At 57.5% G+C, this 26,199-nt stretch carries 16 protein-coding genes and 1 pseudogene; 8 read left to right on the top strand and 9 right to left on the bottom strand.

What is annotated here, in order from left to right:
* Nucleotides 1-49: 49 nt before the first annotated feature.
* From EK23_RS16330 to EK23_RS16320, 3 genes are all read right to left on the bottom strand, one after another.
* Nucleotides 50-1,492, bottom strand: a complete 1,443-nt coding sequence (locus tag EK23_RS16330) for a hypothetical protein (RefSeq protein ID WP_045226462.1) — start codon at nt 1,490-1,492, stop codon at nt 50-52.
* 68 nt (nt 1,493-1,560) lie between these two features.
* Nucleotides 1,561-3,876: a tetratricopeptide repeat protein gene (locus EK23_RS16325; RefSeq protein ID WP_082054269.1), complete on the bottom strand. Its 2,316-nt coding sequence runs from the start codon at nt 3,874-3,876 to the stop codon at nt 1,561-1,563.
* Nucleotides 3,877-3,939: 63 nt separating this feature from the next.
* On the bottom strand, nt 3,940-4,770 hold the full coding sequence (locus tag EK23_RS16320) for an endo alpha-1,4 polygalactosaminidase (RefSeq protein ID WP_082054268.1): 831 nt from the start codon (nt 4,768-4,770) through the stop codon (nt 3,940-3,942).
* Between the two features lie 884 nt (nt 4,771-5,654).
* Between EK23_RS16320 and EK23_RS23385 the strand changes: the two genes are divergently transcribed.
* The 4 genes from EK23_RS23385 (at nt 5,655) to EK23_RS23985 (ending at nt 12,334) form a co-directional block, all read left to right on the top strand.
* Nucleotides 5,655-5,960, top strand: coding sequence for a hypothetical protein (locus tag EK23_RS23385; RefSeq protein WP_145998708.1), 306 nt, complete (start codon nt 5,655-5,657; stop codon nt 5,958-5,960).
* 58 nt (nt 5,961-6,018) lie between these two features.
* Nucleotides 6,019-10,590: a cadherin-like domain-containing protein gene (locus EK23_RS16310; RefSeq protein ID WP_045226459.1), complete on the top strand. Its 4,572-nt coding sequence runs from the start codon at nt 6,019-6,021 to the stop codon at nt 10,588-10,590.
* Between the two features lie 867 nt (nt 10,591-11,457).
* Nucleotides 11,458-11,649 carry a hypothetical protein gene (locus tag EK23_RS23990; protein ID WP_200892179.1) on the top strand — a complete coding sequence of 64 codons (192 nt, stop codon included), beginning with the start codon at nt 11,458-11,460 and terminating at the stop codon, nt 11,647-11,649.
* 13 nt (nt 11,650-11,662) lie between these two features.
* Nucleotides 11,663-12,334 (top strand): endo alpha-1,4 polygalactosaminidase, encoded by a 672-nt coding sequence (locus tag EK23_RS23985; protein WP_200892178.1) that lies wholly within the window; start codon nt 11,663-11,665, stop codon nt 12,332-12,334.
* Between the two features lie 226 nt (nt 12,335-12,560).
* Here the strand turns inward: EK23_RS23985 and EK23_RS16300 are convergent.
* Both EK23_RS16300 and EK23_RS16295 read right to left on the bottom strand, forming a co-directional pair.
* Nucleotides 12,561-13,329 (bottom strand): annotated as a pseudogene (locus EK23_RS16300) (IS1595 family transposase); the annotation flags it as partial.
* A 256-nt stretch (nt 13,330-13,585) separates the two neighbouring features.
* On the bottom strand, nt 13,586-13,825 hold the full coding sequence (locus EK23_RS16295) for a YheU family protein (protein WP_045226458.1): 240 nt from the start codon (nt 13,823-13,825) through the stop codon (nt 13,586-13,588).
* Nucleotides 13,826-13,949: 124 nt separating this feature from the next.
* Between EK23_RS16295 and EK23_RS16290 the strand changes: the two genes are divergently transcribed.
* Nucleotides 13,950-15,509 carry an NCS2 family permease gene (locus EK23_RS16290; protein ID WP_235282147.1) on the top strand — a complete coding sequence of 520 codons (1,560 nt, stop codon included), beginning with the start codon at nt 13,950-13,952 and terminating at the stop codon, nt 15,507-15,509.
* A gap of 10 nt (nt 15,510-15,519) precedes the next feature.
* On the opposite strand, the gene EK23_RS16285 is transcribed toward EK23_RS16290, so the two are convergent.
* From EK23_RS16285 to EK23_RS16270, 4 genes are all read right to left on the bottom strand, one after another.
* Nucleotides 15,520-16,089: a Uma2 family endonuclease gene (locus EK23_RS16285; RefSeq protein WP_045226457.1), complete on the bottom strand. Its 570-nt coding sequence runs from the start codon at nt 16,087-16,089 to the stop codon at nt 15,520-15,522.
* A 38-nt stretch (nt 16,090-16,127) separates the two neighbouring features.
* Nucleotides 16,128-17,936, bottom strand: coding sequence for a sodium-extruding oxaloacetate decarboxylase subunit alpha (oadA, locus tag EK23_RS16280; RefSeq protein WP_045226456.1), 1,809 nt, complete (start codon nt 17,934-17,936; stop codon nt 16,128-16,130).
* An 18-nt stretch (nt 17,937-17,954) separates the two neighbouring features.
* On the bottom strand, nt 17,955-19,373 hold the full coding sequence (locus tag EK23_RS16275; protein WP_045226516.1) for an acetyl-CoA carboxylase biotin carboxylase subunit: 1,419 nt from the start codon (nt 19,371-19,373) through the stop codon (nt 17,955-17,957).
* A 375-nt stretch (nt 19,374-19,748) separates the two neighbouring features.
* Nucleotides 19,749-21,578 carry a phosphohexomutase domain-containing protein gene (locus tag EK23_RS16270; protein WP_145998706.1) on the bottom strand — a complete coding sequence of 610 codons (1,830 nt, stop codon included), beginning with the start codon at nt 21,576-21,578 and terminating at the stop codon, nt 19,749-19,751.
* Between the two features lie 201 nt (nt 21,579-21,779).
* Here EK23_RS16270 and EK23_RS22670 point away from each other — a divergent pair, with 201 nt between their 5' ends.
* From EK23_RS22670 to EK23_RS16250, 3 genes are read left to right on the top strand one after another with little or no spacing between them, the layout of a single operon-like run.
* Complete coding sequence (locus tag EK23_RS22670; RefSeq protein ID WP_045226453.1) at nt 21,780-22,235, top strand: pilin; 456 nt, start codon at nt 21,780-21,782, stop codon at nt 22,233-22,235.
* A 54-nt stretch (nt 22,236-22,289) separates the two neighbouring features.
* Nucleotides 22,290-24,218: a hypothetical protein gene (locus EK23_RS16255; protein WP_052808263.1), complete on the top strand. Its 1,929-nt coding sequence runs from the start codon at nt 22,290-22,292 to the stop codon at nt 24,216-24,218.
* Nucleotides 24,215-26,110, top strand: a complete 1,896-nt coding sequence (locus tag EK23_RS16250; protein ID WP_045226452.1) for a tetratricopeptide repeat protein — start codon at nt 24,215-24,217, stop codon at nt 26,108-26,110. The genes EK23_RS16255 and EK23_RS16250 overlap by 4 nt, the downstream gene beginning before the upstream one ends.
* Nucleotides 26,111-26,199: the final 89 nt, after the last annotated feature.

Here is a 26,199-nt window from a genome sequence, read left to right as displayed (position 1 = left end):
CTCCCGATCTCGCGCAGAACCCGAGGCCGGCCCGCCGGCGCTGGGGCTTTCAGAAACGAATTTGATAACTGACCTGAACGCCGTCATAGGCTTGGGCTGCCTGGCCCCCCTGGGTGTTGGCATAGAAGGCTTCCGCGCTGAATTGGTCGGCCCCGAAAAAGCTGGTACCGACGCCGCCCCGGAAATGGTAGGCAAAGCTGCCGGCAGGCCATAAGCCCCCCATCCAGCCGTCGACATAGGCCCGCAGGGCCAATATTTCCTCGCTGTATTCCTGGTATCCCAGACGGAAGCCGGCGCCGAACTGTCCAAACTGCTTGGAGATGAGGGAATCGATGGACGCCGAGGCCGGAATCGCTCCGCTGTTGACCAGGCTGTTCGGCACCTGACCGGTCAGCGAGTTCGCCTGCATGCCGCCCTGCAGACGCACGTGCAGGGTTGGCAGCCCGCTCAATACGCGCAGACCCACATCGCCGTCGATGCTATAGCCCTCACCCAGGCGCTCATCCTCGCGGGTGCGGAAGCGATGGGCCCCGACTCGAAAGCGCCCGGTAACCAGCGAAGTGGGCCACACGACCACCTGGGCCGCGACCCTGTCCATGGCGCCGTAGGTCCGCAAAAACGCCGTGTAGTCGGTCAGCTCATTGACCTGCACATCGATCGAGCCCTCCAGCCAGTTGACCGGCCGGTAGTCCCAATGCACGTCGCCATAGGGCAGATTGCTGTCGCTGCGCACATTGGTGCCTGCAAGCAGTTTGAGACCCTGTTGGACATTGATGCGTGAATCGAGGCGTGCGGACACATCGTATTCGTCGCTCAGGCCGGACACGCTGGCGTCGTCGATGGAACCATTGAGGTTATTGTGGGTAAAACGAAGACTGGCGCGGGAAAAGCCTAACAAGGGCGCCTGGAAAAGTGGCGCGGCATATTCGCCCTCCTCGCTTTGAATTCGCAACGAACCCAACGAACGCGCGGACCATTTGGAATTGAACGACTGACCCGACATCTTGCGGATGTCCGCGCGTTGCGCCTCCAGCGCCGCCAATTGCTCCGGCGTGGCGCCCGCCTCCTTGGACTGCTGAATCAGCTTCGCTGCCTCGGCATCGCGGCCCAGCTTGCGCAAAGCCTGAACCCGGTCGAGTGTCGAAAGGTCGGCCGCTTCATGTTCCAGAATAGTGGCGATTTCTGCCTGGTCGTCCAGCGCCATGGCCAAGGACAACCGGGCCCAAGGCGACAAGGACCGTCGCTCGCTCGCGGAATCCCCCATCCACAATCGCGCAGCCTCGAAATTGCCTGCGCCCAGCGCGCCGATCAAACCCAGTTCGCGCAACTGCGGTGGACCGATCCCCGCATCAGGGTTGGAACGCGTCTGCTCGCCAGACGCGTTCGCGCGGGTTTCCGCATTGCATCCCGACCCGCCGCCATCGGCGCAGTCGGGCAGCGTCGAGCATCCCGCCACTCCAAGCATCACGATACCGCAGGTCACTCGCATCATGGCATCCTACCTTCCCTTGCCGTCACTGATTCCTTACGGATTCTAATGCTTTCCATGTCAATACGCTCTTAATTTGCCACGCTCCGGCTCAATGCTTCCAACGCCCTGTAGCGCTCGGCCGCCCCTTCCCTCTGATTGACCAGGCTTAAATACGCCATTGCGCTCTGCTTGTCGGAGCGGGCTAGGGACGCGAGTGAGGAGCGGAAATTACGGAGCACGAAGTCCTGCAGCTTGGCCGCTGCTTCGATCTGTCCCGACTGGTGCAATAGTTCCGCATATTGCAGCAGCCAAAGCGGATCGTGCTTGTGGGCCTGTTTCGAACGTTCGTAATAGTCGAGCGCCTCCCGGCTTCGCCCCAGGGCGAGATAGGCCGCACCCAGCGCGTCAGACAGCGCCTGGTCGGCAGCGGCGCCTGCCCCCTGCCAGCGCCCCACATAGTCGGCGAGGCGCGCTTTATCGCGCCGATCAATCAACATCCACAGCAGGCCGGCACGCGCTGAATGCGCCAAAGGATTGATCTGTAAAAGATGCTCGTAACTCGCGGTCGCATCGGCAATGTGACCGCGCTGAACCTGGTAGCGTGCTCTCAGCAGCCAGTATTGCTCGTTCCGCGCGAGGCTGGGCTCAGAGGCTGCAGACTGTCCAAGCAGCGCGCCCATGCGGTCCCAGCGCTTGCCTTGAGCAGCCATGTCTAGCGCCAGTATCAGCATCCTCGGTTGGCCGCTCAAACGCCAGCCGCGTTCGGCGTAATCGATGGCCTCATCGAACCGGCCGCCCTTGCGTGCGAGCAGGGCCAAGCGTTCATGGACGAGTTCCTCGCGCGATCCCGCCTCTGCCATAACGACATAGGCCTTAGTCGCATCAGCTGGCGATTCCAACTGCCAGGCCAGATCGCCGTAGAGCGTCCAGAAGTCCTTGGCTGCGCTCGTAAACTGGCCACTGGAATCACGCAGCCTCTGCAGCGCCAGATCACGCCTGCCTGCGCCACTCATGAGTTGGGCGATACGCAGCGTCAAATCCTGGCTGTGGCCAAAGCGTGACTCCATGGCTTCGAGCGCGGCAATCAGAGAACCGCTCTGCTTGTTCTTGCCCAAGGTGAAAATCAGGCCTTCCCAGAGCAGCCGGTCGTTGGGATTACGGGCGATGGCGCGGTTGAGAAAATCGACCCAGGCGCCTTGCGGGCGACTGCGCCGATAGGCAGCTTCGGCAAGGAAATAGTCGCCCTTGCTCAGAGCGCGATCCTGCACCCGCAGATCCAGAAGCTCTATTGCAAGCCCATCATTACGAGCCCCTTGCGCCAGGCGCAGCGCCTCGCCAAGCGCCTGGCCATGATCGCCGGCGCGTACTTTCGGGAGCCAGTAGCGCAAGGCTTCCCCCGGCTGCCCCGCTTGCTCCGCCAACTCCGCCGACTGCTCCTGACAGCGTTCGCAGCCGGGTTGGAGGCGGGCCAACTGGCTAGCCACGGACCAGGCCCCGCGAAAATCGCTCACGGACAATTCCAGCGCTATCTGCTCCTGCAAGACCTTGGCGTCGCCGGGCTGGCTGGCGGCCAGTGCGCGCCCCCAGTCGCGGGCTCGATCGGGACGGCCGGCCGCCAGCGCCATGGCAACCAGATGCCGCAATAGTTCGACATCGTCAGGGAAACGCTCACGGTATGTCTCGCCGCGCGCGGTGGCGCGGTCAAACGCCATGCCGCCAACATAGGCGTCGAGCGCCTGGATCGCCAGCATCCTGCCGGTGCCCTGATCGGCAGCCATTTGCACGGCCTCGTCGAGTCTGTCGCCGGCCTGCAGACTGTCTCCGCTGGCAATGAACCAGCGCGCTGATTCCTGCAGCCAACGCTGACGCTGTGCGATGTCCACCTGGCTGAGCCGAACGTAGAATTCGCCGGCCAGCCCGGGCTGGCCAAGGGCGAGACTGACGCGCGCAAATTCGGCCAAGTCCTGTGAAGACTGGACCTGACCGCTTTGGTCGCGCAGACGTTGCACCAAACCGGCGATACGGTCGGGGCGCCTGGGATCGTCGGCCCGGAGCGCATTGACCCTACTCTGCTCAATCTCGATTTCCAGCCGCGTCAGTTCAAGATCGCCCGACGGTTTCCCGAGCAGGGGCGCGAGGGCCGCTGCCGCCGTCTCTGGCTGCCCAACTTGCAACAGCTGACGCACCAGAGTCACCCTCAGTACCTCGTCTGCCGGGTTTAGGCGAGTCATCAGTTCCAGATAGCGGATGGAAACCCCATCGGGAGACCGTCCTGCCATCAGACGCTGGATCTGATCCATGTTTTGAAAGGTCAAGCCAAGTGCGATCAGCAGGGCCGCCCCAAAGCCTGCCACCGACGAAGTGCTGACCAGACTTGGTCGGGAACACGGGAGAGTTGCTGACATGTCTGCCTCCTGCGGGCGCTTGGCCCGGAGCAATTTAGCTGTAACCGGCAAACCCGCTCCGAGTCACGGCTTGGCGGTGTGTCTGGTCGGTTCTGTGCCGAAGTCGAGAAAATCCAGGGACGGATTGGCAACCCAGGGAATAAAGCCCATTTCGCGGATATCGCGCGCGACCTTCACCGCCTGCGCCGCCCGATCGGATGGCACGTAATCGATGACAACCACGGGAAGGCGGTAACGGTCCTTGACCTCGTTGAGTTTCGTAAGCAACCAGGCCCGGTCGTTAGGCCTGACATCGCGGTAGGTTTGATTGGCTGCATCCCAGCCCGCGAAGAGGGACTCGGCCGCGACCCCGGCACATAAAGGCGCCACCTCGGGCAGAATTTCAAAGCCGCGGTTAAACAGCAGTTTGACACCCGGGAAGCGGGCATGTGCCGACCTGACCACGTCCACCAGACCGCGAATCTGCGCCCGGCGTCCGGCTTCGTCCTTCACCGTCAATTGAAAACTGTCCAAGGTATCCAGAAAAAAGCCGCGGTAGCCTTGAGACCATAAGGGCGCCATGGACCGCTCGAGGAGATGGCGCCTCCATCCAGGCGCAGAAAGATCGGCCACCCGGCTTTGCCACGCGCTGTTATGGCCCATGAGCCATGAAGGGTCCACACCCGTTTCCGACAGCTGGCGTTCTTCCAATTCACCGACACTGACATAGGCGAAGACTTCCACGCCTTTGCTGCGCAACGGCTTGGGCGAACCAAAGTTGCCCGGCTGCACGACCACCCAGTCATACGTACCCAACTGGCTGATCGGAGCATTGGCGCCGTAGTAGAAGGCAACGCTTTCAGGAGCAGACGAGGCCGGTGCAAGACCGATCAAATACAGTAGCCCAAGCCTCATCACTAGCCCTTTGACTTTAACCGGCAACACAGCTTTTACCCTAAACGAACATTAACCAATCTGACTTTTGGCTTGCCTACATTAAGGCAGCTAATACACTACCACCGCTGCCGCATTCCGTCTTTCAATGCACGCGCTGCCCGAGTCTATAGAAACTGGCTCCTATCAATGCACTAGATTAAACACAAGAAAGAATAGGAATGATTGAGTAGGTTTACGTAGATTACTTACTAAAGTTAGCGGCGTTTTACATATAGACTCAAGTCAACCTTAAGGCACTGTTTTTTTTCATATTTAATGAAACTAACATTTTTGTATACTCTATCTAACCTGACAACTAAGGTCCGTCTCAACGAAAACAGCTTGTCACAAATCCGGTACGTGTTGGACAGCTCAGAAACTTCAGATCATACGCAGTCCTACGGATTTAGGCAAGCACTTTCCTGCTCTACCTTACCCCGCAACAAACCATGGCAAAACCGACTCCTAAAAACCGAGCGGCATTCGCATATTGAAACTTTCTCCTTCGGCCCTGGGATAAAGTGGCAAAGCGCTATACGCTATATTAACGCTTATAAGAAACTAACATTAGAGAATAGTCTACATACATTAAAACCTTTTAATCCAAGGTTTTTGTAGTTGCTGCTCTTAGTAAATAATTGGAACTCTCGCCACAGCATCAGGATTCACCGCAAGCCAATGCGGATAAAAATATGCCCCTAAAAGCGTCTGGCGAAACACAGGTACTTAGTTGTTTAAGAATTAGATTCTATTCTGGAATAAATCTTTATTTTGGCCCAGAACTCACCGATGCACTGTTACCTGCGCGGATTTAATTCAATTTTCAGCGATCACAAATAGTCAACTACCAGGAGACCTTCGATATGAAAGCGCATTTCACTGCATCTCAAACACACAGACTAGCGGCTATATCATGTCTCTTGGTGATCGGCTTGACTGGATTTGTAACACCAGCCAATGCCGCAAAATCATTGACAAAGAGCCAGATTGTGGAGGCTCAGAAAGCCGAGACGGAAAGGGCAAAGAAGTCCGATAAGAGCTATCAAAGACAGGCCAAGGCACTAGGCCAATACTATACCAAGCTTGCTCAGAAGCTATCGAAATCAGGAATTAATGTGCAGCCTCTGCTTGCAGCATCTGCCTATTTCAACAACGAGTCAAAAAAGTAAGCCGCATGACCCATTAAATTAGGATGGTCGGCTTTCTTAACCAACCGGGAGAAATACCATGTTATCTGGCATTCATCTCAAATTCGGCGCCAAAGCAGCTCGAGCCGTGTACGTAGCAATCTTTCTCCTGGCCTCATTTTTGACCCCAGCTTGGGCAGTTACCACGACGGCAAGCGATACATTCCCCGCCCTCGCCTATACCGGGACCGACGGGACTGCGCCTTGGGCGGGCGCTTGGCAAGAATTTGGCGAATCGCTCACCGCGCCCATTTATAGCACCGGACAAGTGCGGGTGGTCGCCAACAGTACCACCGCTAACATAACCAACTGCGTCGCCACCAATTGCCTGCGCATGGGCGGCAACGACGTCGAAATCCAGAACCACGGCGTGCTGCGTCAAATTGACCTAAGTGGCGCCACCTCGGCGACGCTCAGGTTTACCTATCGGCGCGTGCGCCCCCCGTCAACTTTGACGACGGGCTTGGGCGCGGTCCGCGTCGAAGTCAGCAAGGACGGCGGTGAAAAATGGACAATCCTGGCGAGATATCCCTTCACCACCACCACCGATTCAAGCCGCACTGCGGCCGGGCCTAATGGGCAGGGTTTCGACATCACGAGTTGGGCTTCGGTCAATACGCGGATTCGCTTCATCGGAGAAGCCACCGACAACCGGCCCTTGGATTCGGTCGGCTTTTTCTACGCCGATGACGTCAAGGTCGACCTCGTCAAACCCGATGCGCCCCCGCCTTCCCCGTCCGCCGGTTCAAACGTCAGCGACTCGTTCCCCGCCATTGCCTATAACGGCAGCGATGGGAGCGTTTCCTGGGCGAGCACCCCCTGGATCGAAGCCGGCGAGACCACCAGTCCGACCGCTGGAAATTTGCGGGTCGTAGCGAACACGACAACCGGCGGCGTAACCAACTGTGTAGCCACCAATTGCCTGCGCATCGGCGGCGATATCAACAACCGCAGCGCATCGCGCCCGGTCAATCTGGGCGCGAACTACCTCGTGACCGCCAACCTCAGCTTCGAGTATAGGCGTGTAGTCAACACGACGGGGACCGGCGGCGTCTGGGTGCAAGCCTGGAACGGCACGACCTGGACCAACCTTGGGACGATGATCGCGTTCAGCGGGACAACCGATTTGAGCCGCATCTCGGCGAACTTCGATCTCAAGCCCTATGCCGTGGCCGGCACCCAGATCCGGTTCCTGGGGCAGGGAACCATCAATGGGTTCCTTTACATCGACAATGTCAAGGTCGCGTGGACGATCAACAATCCGCCCACTGCGGCCGACGACGGCCCCTACACGACGAGCCAGAATACGCCGCTGACCGTCACTGCGCCGGGCCTGCTTGGCAACGACAGAGATCCTGAAAGCGGCGCTTTGACGGCTGTAGCGGTCACCCAGCCCGTGCACGGAAGCCTGACTTTGAACTCTAACGGCTCATTTACCTACACGCCGTCAAATAATTACAACGGCCCCGACTCTTTCACCTACCAAGCCAACGACGGTTTGAACAACAGCTCTCCGGCGACCGTGAACCTCATCGTCACGGCGGTCAATCAGCCGCCTGCGTTTAGCCCGACCAGCTACAACTTCAACGTCAACCAGTCCGCCGGCACGGGGACCACGGTCGGCACGGTTTCGGCTACCGATCCGGAGAATGGTGCCATTACCTATGCGATCACGGGGGACAGCTCGGGCGGCGCATTCGCCGTCGCTAGCCCCACGCTCATCGTTGCCAATACGGCCCTACTCAAACCCGGTACGTATACGGTCACGGTCAGCGCGACCGACCCCAACGGGCTGGCGGCACAGCCGCCAGCGACGGTGACTATCACGGTCATCAATCCTCCGCCGGTATTCAATCCAACGAGCTACTCGTTCACTGTCAAGCAGACGTCCGGCAACGGGGCGGCGGTCGGCAGCGTCTTGGCCACCGACCCGGATGGCGGCGTCGTAACCTACGCGATCACGGCCGGCAACACCAGCAATAGTGCCTTTGCCATCAATAGCTCCTCCGGGGCGATCACCGTCGTCGCGCCTCTTACAGCCGGCACGGTCAATCTCACGGTCAGCGCGACGGATCCTAGCGGAGCCCACTCGGAAGTTCAGGTGGCAATCACAGTCACCGAGGTCACCGTCAATCTTAAGGTGCTGGTCATCGGCATAAGTCCTGCCTCGACAGATCCCTTAAATAAGGATGGACCCCAATGGCCGACTAGCGTAACCAACCCCGATGGTGTTTTGGGATATATGCAAAGGTTCCTCGAGCAGGCCGGCGTGCCCTACGATGTGCTGGACGCCAGTAACCCCAGTGACCCAATTAGGTCACTGTTGACACCGGGCGGTTTGACGGTTACCGCTTCCCAGGGCCGCTACAACGGAATCATCCTGACGGACGCGGGGGTGGTGAATCCAAGCACCCGTTCCAGTTATCTCAGTTCGGCCGAGTGGGCGGCCCTCCACAGCTACGAACGGGACTTCAAGGTCCGGGAGACTGTGGTTTCGAATCTGTACTATTCGTGGTATTCGTGGCAACAATGCCTGCCGAATTCTACTACCTGTGATTACGACTATGGTATGGACCCTGCTGGCAGCGTTACCGGTGACCCGACACCTGCTTTAGCCTATTGGAGCAGATCCGTACTCGGCGCTGATGACACAGCACCACCCCCAGCTCTCGACAGAAAGTTGTTCTCCTATTTAAAGAAGGGTAAATCCTCTGAAGCGTCCAATCCGCTGCCTATCACTGGCTTTGGATTCACTGCGAATCCGCGAACCGGTGGCGCGGTGACTGTCACCAAGCTGCTTACGACTACCGCCGATGAGACGGGACCTGCCCTGATTTCCCTGCTCACCTATCCGGATGGCCGAGAAGTCCTTTTTTCGACCCTCAACCACGCGTGGTTCTTTATGTACTCCGAGGTGCTGGTACGCGATTTCGTGAACTTCGCGACCCAAGGGTTGTTCATTGGCGAATCGAAGCCCTATCTCAATCTCCACGTGGACGATCTGTTCCTCGGGGACAACCTGTGGGATCCCGTGGCCAACTGGACTTCGGCGGAGGCGTTCCAGAGGCTGACGAGCGCCGAAGTGCCAAATGTGGTCGCGGCGCAGAACGCCTTCAGAACCGCGCACCCGCTCGCGCAGGAGGTCAAGTTGGAGTTCGCCTTCAACGGTGTCGGAATTGGGCCCACTGGGCTACCGTCTGGCGCATCGGCCGCGTGTACTAACCTGATTACTGCAGCCTTCGGCAGTGCGACTCCAGATCCCGCAGACCTCACGGACTCGGTGGGTGCAATCCAGTTAAGTCAAAGCAACTTCGGCTTTATCAACCACACCTACACCCATCTGGATCTGGATTTCAGCGGCCATGCACTAGCAGGAAATGGACATGTGGTAGGCAACTTAGGTACAGGGACTAACACCAATGCGGATTATGAAGACGAAATCACCTGTAACCGGTTGGTGTGGCAGAACCTGGCCCTACCCGGATACGCCGAGAACCTCAACACCCTGCTGACCGGCGAGCATTCGGGCATCAAGGACGACGGTTTCCATAATCTGGTTACAGGCCTTTACTATTTCGCTAATTCGTACGGGGAGAGTAATTGGGTATTCGAGGCGAACGCACCGTTCCCGGAGCCGTCTCTGAACGTTCTCCTGGACGATGCCACGAAGGCCTTTCCATATGCGGGCAATCCCGAGTTCTTCAGAACCGTTACCACGCTGACCCAGCCCGTGCGTTACCTCGCCGGCGACGCCTCGCAAGTCAATCAGGGTGTGGAGCAGTTCGTCAACAACGTGCCCAGCAACCGCTACCTGGGGGCAACGCCTACGGAGAACTTCAACCTGGTGCTGCTGCCGCGGTATCCGTCGTCCATCTTCTATAACGCCTGGTATCCGGGAGCGCTTGTGGATTGCAGCACACAAGCTGCGAATCCCACTCTACGTACCGACCCCAATTGTCGGGACGGCTCCTTGGTGGACGAGTGGGCCAATCTCTTCCGTGAACGGCCGTTGGCTGAGTTCTTGGCTCAAATCCCGGCCCCTCCGACGAGCGACTATTGCACCCCTGATGGGCAATTCGACTACGCTCATCTTAACGACCCGGACCCGAAAATAGCCGCACAATATTCGAAATATCTGGGAGATCTCTGCGCAACCCGGGACTACGCGACCATCCTCGCCGCCGACGCCGATATTACGGTGAGGCATATGCTGAGCTGGCAGAAGTACCCGCATTACTTCCACGAGATCAATCTAAAGAACTATGACGGTACGGGCAGCACGCTGTTGTTCGACTGGGCCAACGCAGTCATGACGGTGTACGAGAGCTATGTGACCCTGCCCGTGAAGAATCTGCCGTACTGGAAGGTCGGGCAGTTGACCGAAGAGCGCCTGAATGGCCGCGCTGCCAATATCAGCGGCGTGTGGAACGTCACGACCAATACCGTCCAGCTTCAGGCTCGCACGCCTCCAGCTAGCGGGTCGGCTAAGGCCATCGTGACCGGCGTAACAAGCGGCGGGGTTTCCGGCGCGCAGGAGGAGGTTTACGGCGGGCAGACGATCGCCACCATCCCCTTGGGCACGACAACCGTTACTGTCCCGGTTGTCAAGTAGGATCTCCGACCGGACTGAGTAGGAAGAGCGATCGGTGACCGGGTGACCCACTTAGGTTGGGCACCCGGTCAAACGTATCCCCACCATTTGGGTCGACCCGACCGGCTCTTTAAGGGCCGGCGATTTCTTTTGGCCCGATGTAGTCAAGATAAATTCGGAACCTCTCACGACCTCGTCTTCAGGTCAATCTGCACTGCAGACGGGACGTCTCAATTATGTGACACCCTCAATGCCGATGTCGCTTGATACAGACAGATCGGCTCGATCGCAGCTAGACGGTACCAAACCGTATCTAGATATCGCTATAACAACAACATCTGACACAAAGCCATGAATCGGCGTTCGATTCACGGCCCTTCCTTCTGCAGTCCGTGCTCCATCGAGCGTCGCCTAGCGACGACTAATTGTGCCCAATAGGCCATAAACAACAGCGCCCTTTACTTCTGCTTCAACCACCCGAAAAACCACGCCCCAAAGGGTCTTCACGCCGATCGCAAGGCGCTGCTGAAAGATAACCAACTAGGTCCTTGCCTTATTCGACATACGCACTCCCGACACCAAGCATTATATAAATAATAGTTCTTTATCATAGACTTATTAGCGACTGATAAAATCAAAACTCGCCATTGGTATGCCCTGTGCTTATGCCATAGCGACGAGGCAGCGCGGACTCCTATTTTCAAAACCGAGCCGCCACATCGGCGCCATGGCCCATCCAAATTGGCCGGAAGTTCAAACCAGCGCAATCACCAACACAACGAGGGAAAACATGCACAGTTTCCGATCTCTTAGAACAATCTTCACGCCAATGCTGGTAACAGCACTCTTTGCGACATACGCGGCTTCAGCATCAGCTGCCAACAGGTGGTGGAATTACAAGACGCGCAGCGTGACCGGGACAACTACACCCACACCCACACCCACACCCACACCCACACCCACACCCACACCCACACCCACACCCACACCCACACCCACACCCACACCCACACCCACGCCCACGCCCACGCCCACGCCCAGCGGTTCGGCAAACGTCTGGCACCCGGCGCCTCAAACTAGCTGGAACTGGCAATTGAGCGGAACGATCAAAACGAGCGTCAACGCCGTAATGTACGATATTGACTTATTTGACGCACCGCAGAACGTAATTGACACCCTGCATGCGCAGGGCAAGGTCGTGATCTGCTACATGGAAGTCGGAGGTTGGGAAAACTGGCGTCCTGATGCTAGTCAGTTTCCAACGTCCGTCATCGGCCGGAGCAATGGCTGGGCCGGCGAGAAGTGGATAGACATAAGACAGATTAACGAGTTAGCACCGATCATGCGGGCAAGACTGGATCTGGCAGTCTCTAAGCGTTGCGATGGCATCGAACCGGATCTGGACGATGGATATACCAATAACACCGGGTTCCCGCTCACGTATCAGGACCAGATCACCTATAACCGCTGGATTGCCGCAGAGGCTCACGCGCGCAATTTATCCATAGGCCTTAAGAACGACGTGGAGCAGGCCGCCGATCTCGTGCACGACTTCGACTGGACGCTCAATGAGGAATGTCATCAGTACAATGAATGTAATCTTCTTAGTCCCTTCATCAAGGCTGGCAAAGCGGTGTTCAACGCCGAATACCAAGGCGATCCGGTAACCTTCTGTCCAGCAGCGAATATTGCCGGATTTTCAACTCTTAAGCTTCCTTTGTCTCTAGACGGCTCATCTCGAGTCGATTGCCTCACTAGTTACTGAAGCCGATCAAGGCCTTAAACCAACGCGAGCCATCTGGGATTTCTACCGGGCGTCGCAGTTATACCGCAACTTTCGAAATCGCTCTTGCTTAAGGGCAAACCCACTGGGGACAACGGATGTCCCCAGACGGGCTTAAGCGTTTCCGTCCAATTGGTCATGGCTCCTCGCGCGAGCAGCCGCTCAATGATCAGTACTTTCTCCATTAACCCCGAATTTAGGAACTGGCACCGGTAATGGCTGTCCTTAGTTTACCGAGGGGGGTGTTTACCCAGCGAAACTCAGAGTGCTGTGCGGACTCGCGGCCTGAATGAATCAAGTATGAAGCGGTGATGGCAGACGACGTGTTCACTCAAGCACCGAAAGCCTCCCAGGTCATCGGTCAGGACCGCGCAGGTTGGGTCCAGCGTATTCTCCGCCCAGGCGCCGATGGCCTCCTTCGTGAACCGGAGGCTATCCAAACGAAGGAAGAGTGGATGACCTTCTTCGGTGGCTTGTACAGCCATCACAAACGGAACCTTGTTCTCCGATCCTCGCTCTGGGGTTCCCGGCTTTTCGCTTCCCGCGTAGGCATCGTCGATTTCCACGCGCCCGGACGGCACGCGCTCCGCCTCGCGCTCTGACATGACCTGAATCAGCTTGTGCTTGAGACGCCGGCCCCCCCCTGGAGGCAGCATCAGTTCCAGCGCCGAGACATTGTTCTTGCTTTGGGTCATCAGATGCATCGCCAGAAACCATAGCGCAAGTGGCAATTTGGTCGCCTGAAAGATCGTCCATGCGGTCAGACAGGCTTGACTGAGGCAGACGCGACACTGCCAGTACTTAATGCCTTCGCGATGGAACACCCAATGCCTGGCGCCCCCGCACTCGGGGCACCGAAACCCGTCTGGCCAGCGCATGGTCTCCAGCGCCGCTTCGCACTGCGCTTCGCTGCCGCACTGGTTTAAGAAATCAGCCATCGAAAGACTACGTTGAAATTGGACTCGGTTCATCGCCATGGGGCACCACTGTGTATTGAGCCCCTAGAATACGAGCGGTAGTCGTTTACCACGTGAGCTACTGCTAAAGTTCGACGCTAATCAGGTACATTTGTAACCTATGCGAATTGGGCTTTTAAACCGAGGTGGCTCATTTCGATGAGCCGAATTCAATTTCAGCTGATATAAGTATCCTTTTGGCCTTTTTCCTGGGCTGGTGAAACACCTGCAGCGACCGCGCGGGCAGCCAGGCAGTGGCAATCAAACGTCTGGTCCGTTACCGTTCGGACTCCAGCCCGAGTTCGCGCAGTTGCTGCTTGGTGACGATCGAAACGCTTTCATCCTGCTCGCAGAAAACGATGAAGGCCTCGCCACGTTGTAATTGCCGCTTGACCAGTTCCAGTTTGGCAGACAAGCTCAATTCGGTATCGCCATAGTCGGTCACGTCCCGCGTGGCGAACTCCTCGAGGAGTCCCTGCAGAGCGTCCGGACTCAATGCGTCGTGTGGTATCAACATGTAAAACCGCGGCCATGAGTTTCGGACCATACTGTCATGCCACGAGCAAAGCCGAGTCAAGCCCGGCGCTGAAGCATCGCACCGATTTTTCAAGCAGCCCCTCACCACTAAAAGGAAAACATTAATGTCGGCCAACATGCCATGGTTCGTCCGGGGGGACATAGACGGATTTTTTGGCCTGGCGCTGGACAATCTCGTCCAGTTGCTGCTCATCGTCTCCCTGTGCGGCGGGGTGTTGGGATTCCCGGACGAGTTGCTTTACGGCCAGGTCCTGCCCGGCGCGGCGGTTTCACTCTTGGTCGGAAACCTCTTCTACGGCTGGCAAGCCCGCCAACTGGCCATGCGGACCGGACGCCAGGATGTGTGCGCCCTGCCCTATGGCATCAATACGGTCTCGCTCATCGCCTTCGTATTCATGATCATGCTGCCTGCCAAGCTGGCCGCGCAGGCCGCAGGCGCCAGCGACCCGGCGCGGGTAGCCTGGCAGGCGGGACTCCTGGCCTGCGGCTGTAATGGCTTGATCGAACTCATTGGCTCGACCTTCGCGGAAAAACTGCGCCGCAGCACACCCCGCGCGGCGCTGCTCTCGACCCTGGCGGGCATCGCCTTGGGCTTTATCGCCTTGGGCTATTTGTTCCGCTCTTACGCCCACCCGCTGGTCGGCCTGACCACGCTGGCCGTCGTGATGCTCACCTATTTCGGGCGGGTCAAGTTTCGCGGCGGGCTCCCCGGCGGCTTGGTGGCCGTGGCTCTTGGCACTAGCCTGGCCTGGATGCAAGGGCTGGCTCCGGTTGGTTCGGATCCGGCCTCCAGCGGCTGGCGATTGCCGATCCTCGCGGCTAGCGATCTTTGGGCTGGCATGAACAGTCGCGCCCTGCTGGATTACTTTGCCGTCATCCTGCCCATGGGACTTTTCAACCTGCTGGGATCGCTGCAGAACATCGAATCGGCGGAAGCCGCCGGGGACGCCTACCCCACTGGCCAGTCACTCGCCGTCAACGGCATTGGTAGCATCGCCGCCGCTCTTTTCGGCTCCTGCTTTCCCACCACGCTTTATATCGGCCATCCCGGCTGGAAAGCCCTGGGCGCGCGGGCTGGCTATTCCATCCTCAACGGCGCGTTCATCAGCTTCATCTGCCTGACCGGAACCTTGAGTTACATCGCCTGGGCCGTGCCGGTGGATGCGGGCCTGGCCATCGTGCTATGGATCGGCATCGTGATTACCGCGCAGGCTTTTCAGGAAACCCCGAAGTCTCACGCCCCGGCGGTGGTCATCGGGTTGCTGCCCGGCGTCGCCGCCTGGGGCGCTTTCATGGCGAAAAGCGGACTGCGCGCGGCGGGTTATGGGACCCCGGAAGGTCCCGCGTTCAGTGACGACTTGCTGCCGCAGTTTCTGCGGGCGGATCTGTGGATGGATGGAGCTTTCGCTATCGAGCAGGGCGCGATTTTCACCAGTACCCTCATGGCGGCGATCACCGTCGCGGTGATCGAGCGGCGGTTCCTGCAAGCTGCACTGTGGAGTTGGATCGCCGCGCTCTTCGCCGGCCTCGGCCTGATACACAGCTATCGCTGGACGCCCGCCGACACGCAGATGGTGCTGGAACCGGCCTGGGCCTTTGTGCAGGCTTACGGCGGCATGGGTTTGCTGTTTTTGCTAGCGCGCTGGGTGACGGTTGCGGACTGAGAGCTTGGGCTCAGCCCCAGAGATCGGAAAGGGCAAACTCGATGGCGTCGAAAGGCGGCACCCGCACCAGATCGTCTTCCTGCAGAGTGGCGATCAGGGTCCAGCGCCCCTCGCGCAATTCGTAAGCCTCCAGGGTGTGGGCATCCGGGTCCACCAGCCAGGCGTATTGAACACCGTAGCGCCCGTACCCGTAGAGTGGCAGCTTCACCGCCCTGTCCCTGCGCTGGGTGGAGGGCGACAGGATTTCGCAGACCCAGTCGGGCACGACCTCGAACCGGTGCCCATCGGGGACCGCCGGCATCCGCTCGCGGCGCCAACCGGCCAAATCCGGCACGGCCACCTCGGTGTCGCGGACAAAATGCACCTCGGGCTCCGGAATGATCCACCAGCCGCCCGAACTGCCACCATACCCAAAGGCTCCGCCAATCCTTACATTAAGCCCGCCTTCCGCCAGCCCATGCCGCCCGCTGGGCCGCGGCCGAACGTGGAGTTCTCCCGCGAGAATCTCGCCCGTCACCCCTTCGGGCAAGCGGCAAAGTTCGTCATAGAGAGACTGCACCGGCGCGATGACGCTGCTCATTGCGGCACCTCTCGGCTAAGCGTTACGACAAAGCCGCTTCAAGGTTCGATCTCCATCAGAGTTTCGTTCGGATTGACGCGATCGCCCTTCCGCACATGGATCGCCACCACCGTGCCCGAAATGGGCGCTTGAATCTGCGTCTCCATTTTCATAGCCTCCGTGACCAGCACGCCATCCCCGGCCGCAACGCGATCGCCCTCGCTGACCAGGATGTCCACGATATTGCCTGGCATGGAGGTCACCACATCGCCTGGCTTGCTGGCGATGGGCCGCCCACCAGCCCCGACCGTACGGCTGAAGCCACTGAGCACTTCAAGATCCACTTCCTGCGGGACCCCATCCAGGGTGATGTAGAAACGGCGGTTGCGCTGGCTGTCCAGGTTCGCGCCGGTGATCTGCACATCGTAAGTCTCCCCGTGCACCGATACCTTGAACTCGGTGGGAGCGATACGCTCTGCGACCGGCGACGGCGCGGCGACGGTCAATGGCGATATCAAAGGCTCCGGCTTCAGCACCCCCGCCTTGCGCTCGCTGAGGAAAGCCTTGCCGACTTCCGGAAACATGGCATAGATCATGACGTCGGTATCGCACTCGGCGAGATCGCCGATCTCCGCCTTCAGGCTCTCCAGTTCCGGCTTGAGCAGATCGGCCGGGCGCACGTCGATGACCGCTTCCTGACCGATGGCCTTGCGCCGCACCGCCTCGTCCACCGGAGCCGGGGGATGGCCATAGCCACCCTGGAGATAGCGCTTCACCTCGTTGGTGATGGTCTTGTAGCGCTCACCCGTCAGCACGTTCAGCACCGCCTGCGTGCCCACGATCTGGGACGTGGGGGTGACGAGGGGCGGAAAACCCAGATCGCGCCTCACCCTGGGAATCTCCTCGAACACTTCGTGAATACGGTGCAATGCGCCCTGCTCTTCCAACTGCTTGGCCAGGTTCGACATCATGCCGCCGGGAACCTGATTCACCTGCACGCGGGTATCGACGCCGGTGAACTCACTCTCGAATTGCGCGTATTTCTTGCGGATACCGGCGAAATAGGCAGAAATCTCCTGCAGCAGGCCAAGGTCCAGGCCGGTGTCATACGGCGTCCCGTGCAGGGCGACCACCATGCTCTCCGTGGGCGGATGGCTGGTGCCGCCGGCAAACGCCGAAATAGCGGTGTCGATATGGGCGCAACCGCTCTCCACGGCCTTGAGCTGGCACATCTCCGCCAACCCGGCGGTGGCATGGCAGTGCAGGAACAACGGCACATCCAGGTGATCGCGCAGCACCTTCCCCAGTCGAGCCGTCTCGCTTGGCCTCAATAGGCCCGCCATGTCCTTGATGGCGATGCTGTCGGCGCCCATGTCGACCATGTCACGCGCCTGCTCCAGATACATGGCGACCGTATGCACCGGGCTGACCGTGTAGCACAAGGTGCCCTGAGCATGCTTGCCGTGCTCCTTTACCGCATCGATGGCCACCCGCAGGTTGCGCACGTCATTGAGCGCGTCAAAGATGCGGAAGACATCTATCCCCTCACGCGCCGCCAGGCGAACGAACTCGCGCACCACGTCATCGGAGTAGTGGCGATAACCCAAGAGGTTCTGTCCGCGCAGCAGCATCTGCAGCCGCGTGTTGGGCAGGGCATGACGCAGCTTGTGCAAACGTTCCCAAGGGTCTTCCTTAAGAAAGCGCACACAGGCGTCGAACGTGGCGCCGCCCCAGACCTCCAGGGACCAGAAACCGACCTCGTCCAGCTTTTCGCACACCGGCAGCATGTCCTCGGTGCGCATGCGGGTGGCAATCAGCGATTGGTGGGCGTCGCGGAGGATGGTGTCGGTAATGTAGACCCGGCTCATGTGTTCGTGATGCTCCTGTCAAAGTCCGACGTGGGAAGCGATGGCGGCGGCAATGGCCAGCACCGTCTCCTCACGCCCGCGCTTGCGTGAAAAGTTGACCAGTTCCGGATGCGAAGTCAAAAAACCGGTATCGAAGCGCCCGGCCAGAAAGTCGGGATGCTTCAGGATCTCTTGGTAAAACGGCACCGTGGTCCGCACCCCACCGATACCCATGTCGTTGAGCGCACGCCGGCCCCTGGCCACGGCCTCGGGCCAGGTGCGTCCCCAGACGATTACCTTGGCGCACATGGAATCATAGAACGGCGGAATCTCGTAGCCGGTGTAGATCGCCGTGTCCGTGCGAACCCCCGGCCCGCCCGGCGCGTAATAGCGGGTCAGCCGCCCGAAGCTGGGCAGGAAATCGTTCTTCGGATCTTCCACGTTGATGCGGAACTGGATGGCAAAACCGCGTGGCGCGACTTCCTCCTGACTGAAGCTGAGAGGTTGCCCTTCGGCGATGCGGATCTGCTCCTTTACGATGTCGATACCCGTGATTTCCTCGGTGACCGTGTGCTCCACCTGGACGCGGGTGTTCATCTCCATGAAATAGAACTCGCCGGACTGGGTCAGCAGGAATTCGATGGTACCCGCGTTCACGTAACCCACCGCCCGGGCCGCGCGCAGCGCCAGTTCGCCCACCTGAGTCCGCTGTTCCGACGTTAGCTGGGGCGATGGCGCAATCTCGATGAGCTTTTGATTTCGGCGCTGCACCGAGCAGTCGCGTTCGAACAGATGCGCCACCTGCCCATGGCTGTCCGCCAGGATCTGCACCTCGATGTGGCGCGGGTTCTCGACGAATTTCTCCAGGAACACCTCGGCCCGGCCAAAGGCCTTGCTGGCCTCGGAGATAACCCGGTCGTACTGCTGTCTTAGGTCATGCTCGTCATTGCAGCGGCGGATGCCACGCCCGCCACCGCCCGAGGTGGCTTTCAGCATTACCGGGTAGCCGATGCGGAGAGCCTCGCGCAAAGCCTCGTGCAGGTCCTCCACATTGCCTTCGCTGCCCGGCGTGACCGGAACGCCGGCCGCGATCATCGCCTTGCGGGCCTCGATCTTGTCGCCCATCAGATGAATGACCTCGGCGCTGGGGCCGATGAAGCGGATGCCACGTTGGGCACAGACGCGCGCAATCTCGGGATTCTCGGACAGGAAGCCATAACCGGGATGGATGGCGTCGCAGCCGGTTTCCACGGCCAGATTGACGATGCGATGAGGGTTCAGGTAACCGGCGAGTTCCTCGCTGCCGATGCAATAGGCCTCATCCGCCTTCTTCACGTGCAGGGAAAAGCGGTCGGCTTCTGAGTAAATGGCTACGGCGCGTATATCCATCTCGGCGCACGCACGGATCACGCGCACGGCGATCTCGCCGCGGTTCGCGATCAATATCTTCTTGATCATCTTGGGCATCATCGATTACTGCTCTCAGCCAGCATCTGTCGTCAACATGATGACCAAAAACCGTGACAGATGCCACCTTCGCAAGCCCTGCGTTGTTCAGGCCGGTTCTGATTTCGCTGGATCCCATGCTTCGCTCTAAGTCTGGTTCCCACGCTCCGCGTGGGAACCCCAACCGGACGCTCCGCGTCCACCTCAGGCGCGGAGCGCCAGGACCACCGTTCCCACGCAGAGCATGGGAACGAGAACAGCACGTCTGGCTTCGCCTGGTTCCCACGCTCCGCGTGGGAACCCCCACCGGACGCTCTGCGTCCACCCCAGGCGCGGAGACCCACGCCCACCATTCCCACGCCGAGCGTGGGAACGAGGAAACACCCCTCACGCGCTCAACGACCGCTCGATTTCCCGCAGAATACCGTCCGGCTCACGGACGCCCACGTCAGCAATAGCATCAGCGCGCTGCTGCGTATCCGCCACGGCATAAATCCGAAGCTCATCCGCATTCCCGGAAGGCCTAAGATGCGCCACATCCCCTTTGCTGAAGAGAATACGCACGCCGTCGATGAAATTCAGCGCCCTGATGTCATCAAATCCGTCAGCCTCGGTGAAAAATATGGAAAGCTCAGCGCTTATGCTTCGGAACTGCTCCGCCTCATCCGCCCCAGCCACCCGTTCCTGACCATCCCGACCCGTAACCGTAACACCCGTCGTCTGAAAATCGACCTGGGCAATGCTTTCATCTCCGGGCGAGAACTTCCGGACAATCTCCAGCCCTTTGGCCCTCGGGAACTGCTTGAGCAACGCAGCCCGGCTGAACCGCTTCGGTAACTGAGTGAACAATTCAATCAGGCTCACTTTGCGTTCCCGCGCGGCGCAGAGCACTGAAACGATAGGCAAGACGGCATCACGCGTTGGCAAGGCAGTCAGGGTCCTGCCGTTGAGGACAATATCCGATCCCGTCAGAAATCCCCCGTTCGCTTCCCAACCGCATACAGCCTTTTTCCCACGTTTACGCGCCACTTGCATACCCGCTATAACAAAGGGTGAGCCGATCCGCGTCTTGGGCTCCAGCAAGTCCTTGAGTGAACCCCGATCAATCCCGTCATTGCAGCTGATGGGCACTACCACCGCGTCTGCTCCCAGGAACTCGGCCGTCACCATACCAACCAGATCGCCGCCAAAGAAACGTGCTCGCGGATGCGGCCCCGCCTCTACCCCCAAAATCAAGGGCCGATCACTGTCGCCATCGGTGGAGACCACAGCGTCGAGGTTTCCGAACTCACTCACCGCCTCGTCTACCAAAGCCTGAATGGTCGCCAGTTGCTCCGGGCCAATGTTCTCGGTATCAATTGGGACGAAGGTCTCGCTGCGCCCCGCGACGACCACCTCCGCACCCAGGCCCCGAAGGATCTCAACGATCAGGTCACGGCCGACTGCCGAATGTTGATACATCAACAACCTGATCCCTGCCAAAGCGCCCGCACCAAAGAATTCGACATACCGGCGCATATAGTCTTGCGCCCCGGCTTGACTCAATTCCGGCAAATCCTGGTGACCAGCCCTGAACATCCCGTCCTCATCAAAAAGCGAGTCGCTAAATGCCTGTCCATAGACACGGGCACGCACTTCCGCAACCTTCCGATTGATGGGTGCCTCATGATGCTTAAGCAGCTCCCCAATGCCCGTATTGACCTTATACCCATTGCGGTCAAAAGGGATGTGACTGCCCGTCACCATAATGCTCCCCCTACCGCGAGCTAGCGCGTATGACGTGAGGGCGGGTGTCGGGATTGCGCCCAGATCGACCGGGACCATGCCGGCGTCCACCGCTGCGCTCACAATGGCTTGCGCCAACTCGCCGCGCCTAGGCACACCGTCTACGAACCCCGTCGAACTGGGCCTCAGGTCATGAGCCACATAAAGCTCCTGCCCCCGTCGAATGCCACCTTCCGAAGCAGGCAAAGACTGCAGGTATTCCAATTCGGCCAGGGCATTGACGTAAATTTCGAGTTGGCTGAGGTCAGCCAACAAGCCGCGCCTTCCGCTGGTGCCGAACTGCAGAGGGACTGTAGCTTGCTTCAATAAAGCAGCCAATGATGAGTCAGTCATTTGAGAACTCAATACGATATTGATTTTACGAAACAAATCAAAGGCGCGCACTGGAAGCGCCGCATTGGAGCGCCGACCAATGACTGTGACCTTAGTCAAACCAACTTCCCAGAGTACACAGTACTGAAGATGTTGCGTCTATACTTAGCCGAAACGGCACAGACCATTCTACCGATTTTCCCTACATCTGATCAGTTTCTGTGACGGCGCTCGCTTTTTTTTTGATACCCCATGAACTAGTATTACGAGCGGACCCTACCCACGGCTCTACCAACCCAGACAACGAAGGAGTGCGTCATCATGAACCCCCGTATTCAACAAGGCTTTACATTAATCGAACTGATGATCGTAGTGGCGATCATTGGTATTTTGGCGGCTATTGCATTACCTGCTTACCAGGATTATACGGCGCGAGCTCAAATATCAGAGGCTTTCAATTTAGCCGATGGACAGAAGGCGGCTGTAGCGGAATATTGGTCTGACAAGGGGACGTTCCCAAGTACGAACGCATCAGCGGGTATAGCGACAAGCGCCACTGATATTAATGGGAAATATGTCTTGTCTGTTGGAGTTGGTACAACAGGGTCAACCTCTGCAGGCGTCATTAGGGCAACAATGAGAGCCAGCGGTGTAGCTGCCGCGATCGCCAGCGCGGCAATTGAGTTAAGCCCGACCACTGCCGCCGGCTCAATTAAATGGACGTGCAAGAAAGTCGGGGCACTCGCAGACAAGTATCTGCCATCCTCTTGCCGATAGTTCATACAAAAACCTAAACGAAGGAGCCCACTTTCATGTGGGCTCTTTTTATTAATGCCGCTTTCATTACTACAAGCCTCGGCGCTAGCGTCACTTATTACATTAACGCTAGCGGCCTATTGGCCTGGTCTGTCGGGGCCATTTCTATTCGATGACTTTGCCAATCTACCTGCACTCGGTGAGTTTGGCGGAGTTGACGACTTTGACTCTCTCCGTATATATCTATTAAGCGGTATTGCAGGACCAACAGGGCGCCCGATATCCCTGCTTAGCTTCCTCATTGACGACAACGCTTGGCCCTCAGATCCCTCTAGCTTCAAGCGCAACAATCTGCTCCTACACCTGCTGACAGGTCTCTTGTTGCTTTGGGCCACTTACCGGATATGCCTTGCTCAAGGACGTGTAGTCATCCAAGCCGGGGCCATTGCCTCTTTAGTCGCCGCGGTATGGCTTCTGCATCCTTATAATGTGTCCACAACGCTCTATGTCGTGCAGCGTATGGCCATTTTGTCCGCGTTATTCTCTTTATTTGGAATAATGCTCTATATAGTTGGCCGAACCAGGTTGTCGGATCGCCCAATCTTAGGCTATTTGCTAATGACTACGGGGGTCGGTCTGGGCAGCCTACTCGCAACCGCCAGTAAAGAAAATGGCGCAGCACTCGCCGCTCTGATACTCGTACTGGAGCTAACGGCACTACGCAAAACTGTCTCGCCAGCACCTTCTGTCATCTGGCGACTGTTTTTTCTGTGGTTTCCAACTATTGGCCTATTGAGTTATCTCGCCTGGATCGGACTGCATGAAGACCATTACTACAGCCGGCCATTCACCGTCACTGAACGATTATTGACGGAGAGTCGAGTACTTTGCGATTACCTGTACCACTGGTTTAATCCTTGGGCGTCAACTCAGGGGCTGTTCAACGAGGATTATCCGATATCAAAAGGAGTACTAAGTCCCGAAACAACGCTACCGGCCATCGCATTTCTAACATTGCTGGTAATCCGGAGTATCACTCAGGCGTCTCGGCACCCAAATTGGGCTTTTGGTTTCGGATTCTTTCTGGCTGGCCATCTGATCGAATCGACCACCATCCCGCTGGAAATCTATTTCGAACACCGGAATTACCTGCCGGCAATGTTTCTGTTCCTGCCCATCGCTAACGCAATTGCTGACAGTCCCGCCCGCTATCGCCTCGCATCTGTCTTTGCTCTGGTCTTGGTGCTCGCCCTCGCCTCAGCGACACGTCACTTGTCGCTCATCTGGTCTGATGAATTACGTTTGGCGCAGTATTGGGCGATAAAGAATCCAACCTCCGGCCGAGCGCAGTCGGTCGCTGCCAGCGCATTCGATAAGCATGGTCGCCCAGATATCGCGCTGGACATCTTGTCTCGTGCCCTTCAAAAGCGCCCGGAGGACCTGCATCTGCGCTTACACTATCTCGTGGAAAAATGTTTCACCTCTGGAATAACCGCAAACGAATTCCAGCAGACCCTAGGCCCCTTCCGCTCGGTTCCCTTCGATTTCAAGAGTTACCCGTTTTTCAACAGTCTCTTTACGGTCTTGCCTGATTCACACTGCCGAGGAATTGGCTTCGCCGAACTACACGAGTTGGTAACAGCCCTGTTTAAAAATCCCAAAGCTGTCGATTCCGGAGCCCGACGTCAGCTACATCACCTCAATGGCTATTTGTACGCAAGACAGCGGATGGGGTCGGAAGCCCTTGACGAATTTCACCAGTCACTGACTTATCGCCCCGATCCGAGCGCGGGCTTACTGGAGGTCTCCTTGCTAGCAAGCAACGGATTGCATGAGGAAGCGTTGAAATTACTGAACACATTGACTGGATTAGTCGTTAATAGCAGTGAGTCGATTAGCAGATGGGGACACTTAGACTATCAAGCGGAAGTGGCTCGCCTACGCCGAGCTTTAGAGGATGATTTGCGTGACGAATCAAATTTGAAGTCAAGGCTAGGAAAGTGAGCGGGGATAAGGCGTCGAACAATACAGTCCATGATGTATGGCAAAGTATTGCCTATCTTTCTTGTCTACTTTGCCTCTCAGCCATTACGTATCTGATTTACTCAGCCGCCTTTGGGGCAAGCTTCAGTTTTGATGACCGGCCTAATTTGTCGCCGCTGCGCAAGATTGTCGACCTTCAGACATTTCTCAGCTACATATTCAGCGGCACGGCCGGACCACTGGGTCGCCCGATTGCATTGGCCAGCTTCGCCCTGCAGTTTTCGGCATGGCCTTATGCGCCAGAAGAGTTTTTTTATACCAACGTCCTCATTCACTTGATAAACGGGCTGCTAGTTTTCTGGGTTGGTATACACATCGCCCTAAACAGCGGCGAACTCCAGCGACATACATTTAAATTTGCGCTGACACTCACTGCAATTTGGATGCTGCAGCCGATTCTCGCCTCAGCTTCTCTTATGGTAGTGCAGCGGATGGTAACGCTGTCCACCACCTTCATGCTTGTCGGGCTGATTGGGTACCTTTCAGGCAGACAATGCCTTCTGCGCAGCGAGCGTCTGGGCTGGCCGATAATGTTAGTGAGCCTCGCCCTCGGAACAGGCCTTGCCGTATTCACGAAGGAAACTGGGGCGCTGCTTCCTGTATATGTCTGGATACTGGAATACACACTACTTCCTGATCCGAAAACGAGGGTAACCTTCAGTAATTGGAGGAAACTGCTATGGCTTGCGCCCGCGTCTTTGGTGACTTTCGCCTGCTGGCATATTCCAGGCTTGTTAGAACAAACACAGCGAGGGTTCTCACCGTTACAGCGACTGTTAAGCCAAGGCACAATCTTATGGCAATACCTAAAGCTTATCCTCCTGCCTAAGGCAAGTGAGTTTGGCCCTTATCATGATGACTATACTATTCCATATGCTGGACTAGAAACATTAATGGCGTTGGCAATATGGATTGCCATTATAGCTTTAGCTGTCCAACTACGAAAACGCTTTCCCTGGTTCGCCTTTGCTGCACTTTGGTATATACTGGGCCATGCTCTAGAGTCCTCTATATTTAATCTGGAATTGTATTTTGAGCATCGCAACTACCTGCCTTGCCTAGGACCTATTGCATGGCTCAGCGCGTCGGTGTCGATAGTGCCTACGGTCTACCGCAGATGGACTGACGCCTTATTGGCTGGTTATGTTCTTTTGCTTGCGATCGTGCTTTACGAGGTTACTTCAACCTGGGGAAACCCTTGGGTATCGGCAGTTTTATGGGCTAAAAGCCATCCCAACTCCGAACGGGCACAACAAAATTTGGCCCAGCAATACGTCATGCGCAGCATGGACGATAAGGCCTTTCAGATCATAAAAGCCGCTTCGGAGAATAATCCATCGAATGCTGGTCTGGCTCTACAAGTTATCCAAATGGCGTGCGATGCAAAACGGGATGTATCTTACAATGTCTACCATATCGCTCCGTTACTTGAAACAGCTTCAGCCAGCTACTCAGCCATTGCCGCGATCGAGAAGCTGGCTAATTTACAATTTGAAGGAGGCTGCATTGGCTTGTCCCAACCACAACTGCACCGCCTGATTGACATCTTGCTAGCAAATCCGAATTTTCGTCAAATCCCTCTACAAGTTTTCAATCTCCATCATGATCACGCACGCTTGTATCTTCAGGAAGGTAAACTCGATTCCGCAGTTGAGCACCTCCAACAGGCCATGACTGCAAGACCTGATCTTGAAACCGCAATGGTATTGCTGGAATTGTTAATCAGGTCAGATAAACAAAAAGAAGCAGAAAGCCTTGTCAAGTCCTATCGTTCCTTGGCACCTAATAATCCAATAACGCGGCGTGTCTGGATAAATAGGCTAGACTCACTTTCGCGTCAATCGGACTATTAGGGTTATTTCGACTTCCCCGAATATTCGACCACAATGCTAGCCGTGCCCGGCAAAGCTTTTTCTATGCCAGACAGTTTGTGGCAAGCGCT

Origin of the sequence: Methyloterricola oryzae, assembly GCF_000934725.1 — a bacterium.
Classification (GTDB): Bacteria; Pseudomonadota; Gammaproteobacteria; order Methylococcales; family Methylococcaceae; genus Methyloterricola; species Methyloterricola oryzae.
Note: the sequence above shows the minus strand (reverse complement) of the source record. Positions and strands in the feature narration are given on the sequence as shown.

Coding starts and splice junctions, on each gene's coding strand:
- EK23_RS16330 (WP_045226462.1), bottom strand. CDS start 1,492: ATGATGCGAGTGACCTGCGGTATCGTGATGCTTGGAGTGGCGGGATGC.
- EK23_RS16325 (WP_082054269.1), bottom strand. CDS start 3,876: ATGTCAGCAACTCTCCCGTGTTCCCGACCAAGTCTGGTCAGCACTTCG.
- EK23_RS16320 (WP_082054268.1), bottom strand. CDS start 4,770: ATGAGGCTTGGGCTACTGTATTTGATCGGTCTTGCACCGGCCTCGTCT.
- EK23_RS23385 (WP_145998708.1), top strand. CDS start 5,655: ATGAAAGCGCATTTCACTGCATCTCAAACACACAGACTAGCGGCTATA.
- EK23_RS16310 (WP_045226459.1), top strand. CDS start 6,019: ATGTTATCTGGCATTCATCTCAAATTCGGCGCCAAAGCAGCTCGAGCC.
- EK23_RS16295 (WP_045226458.1), bottom strand. CDS start 13,825: ATGTTGATACCACACGACGCATTGAGTCCGGACGCTCTGCAGGGACTC.
- EK23_RS16290 (WP_235282147.1), top strand. CDS start 13,950: ATGTCGGCCAACATGCCATGGTTCGTCCGGGGGGACATAGACGGATTT.
- EK23_RS16285 (WP_045226457.1), bottom strand. CDS start 16,089: ATGAGCAGCGTCATCGCGCCGGTGCAGTCTCTCTATGACGAACTTTGC.
- oadA (WP_045226456.1), bottom strand. CDS start 17,936: ATGAGCCGGGTCTACATTACCGACACCATCCTCCGCGACGCCCACCAA.
- EK23_RS16275 (WP_045226516.1), bottom strand. CDS start 19,373: ATGATCAAGAAGATATTGATCGCGAACCGCGGCGAGATCGCCGTGCGC.
- EK23_RS22670 (WP_045226453.1), top strand. CDS start 21,780: ATGAACCCCCGTATTCAACAAGGCTTTACATTAATCGAACTGATGATC.
- EK23_RS16255 (WP_052808263.1), top strand. CDS start 22,290: ATGCCGCTTTCATTACTACAAGCCTCGGCGCTAGCGTCACTTATTACA.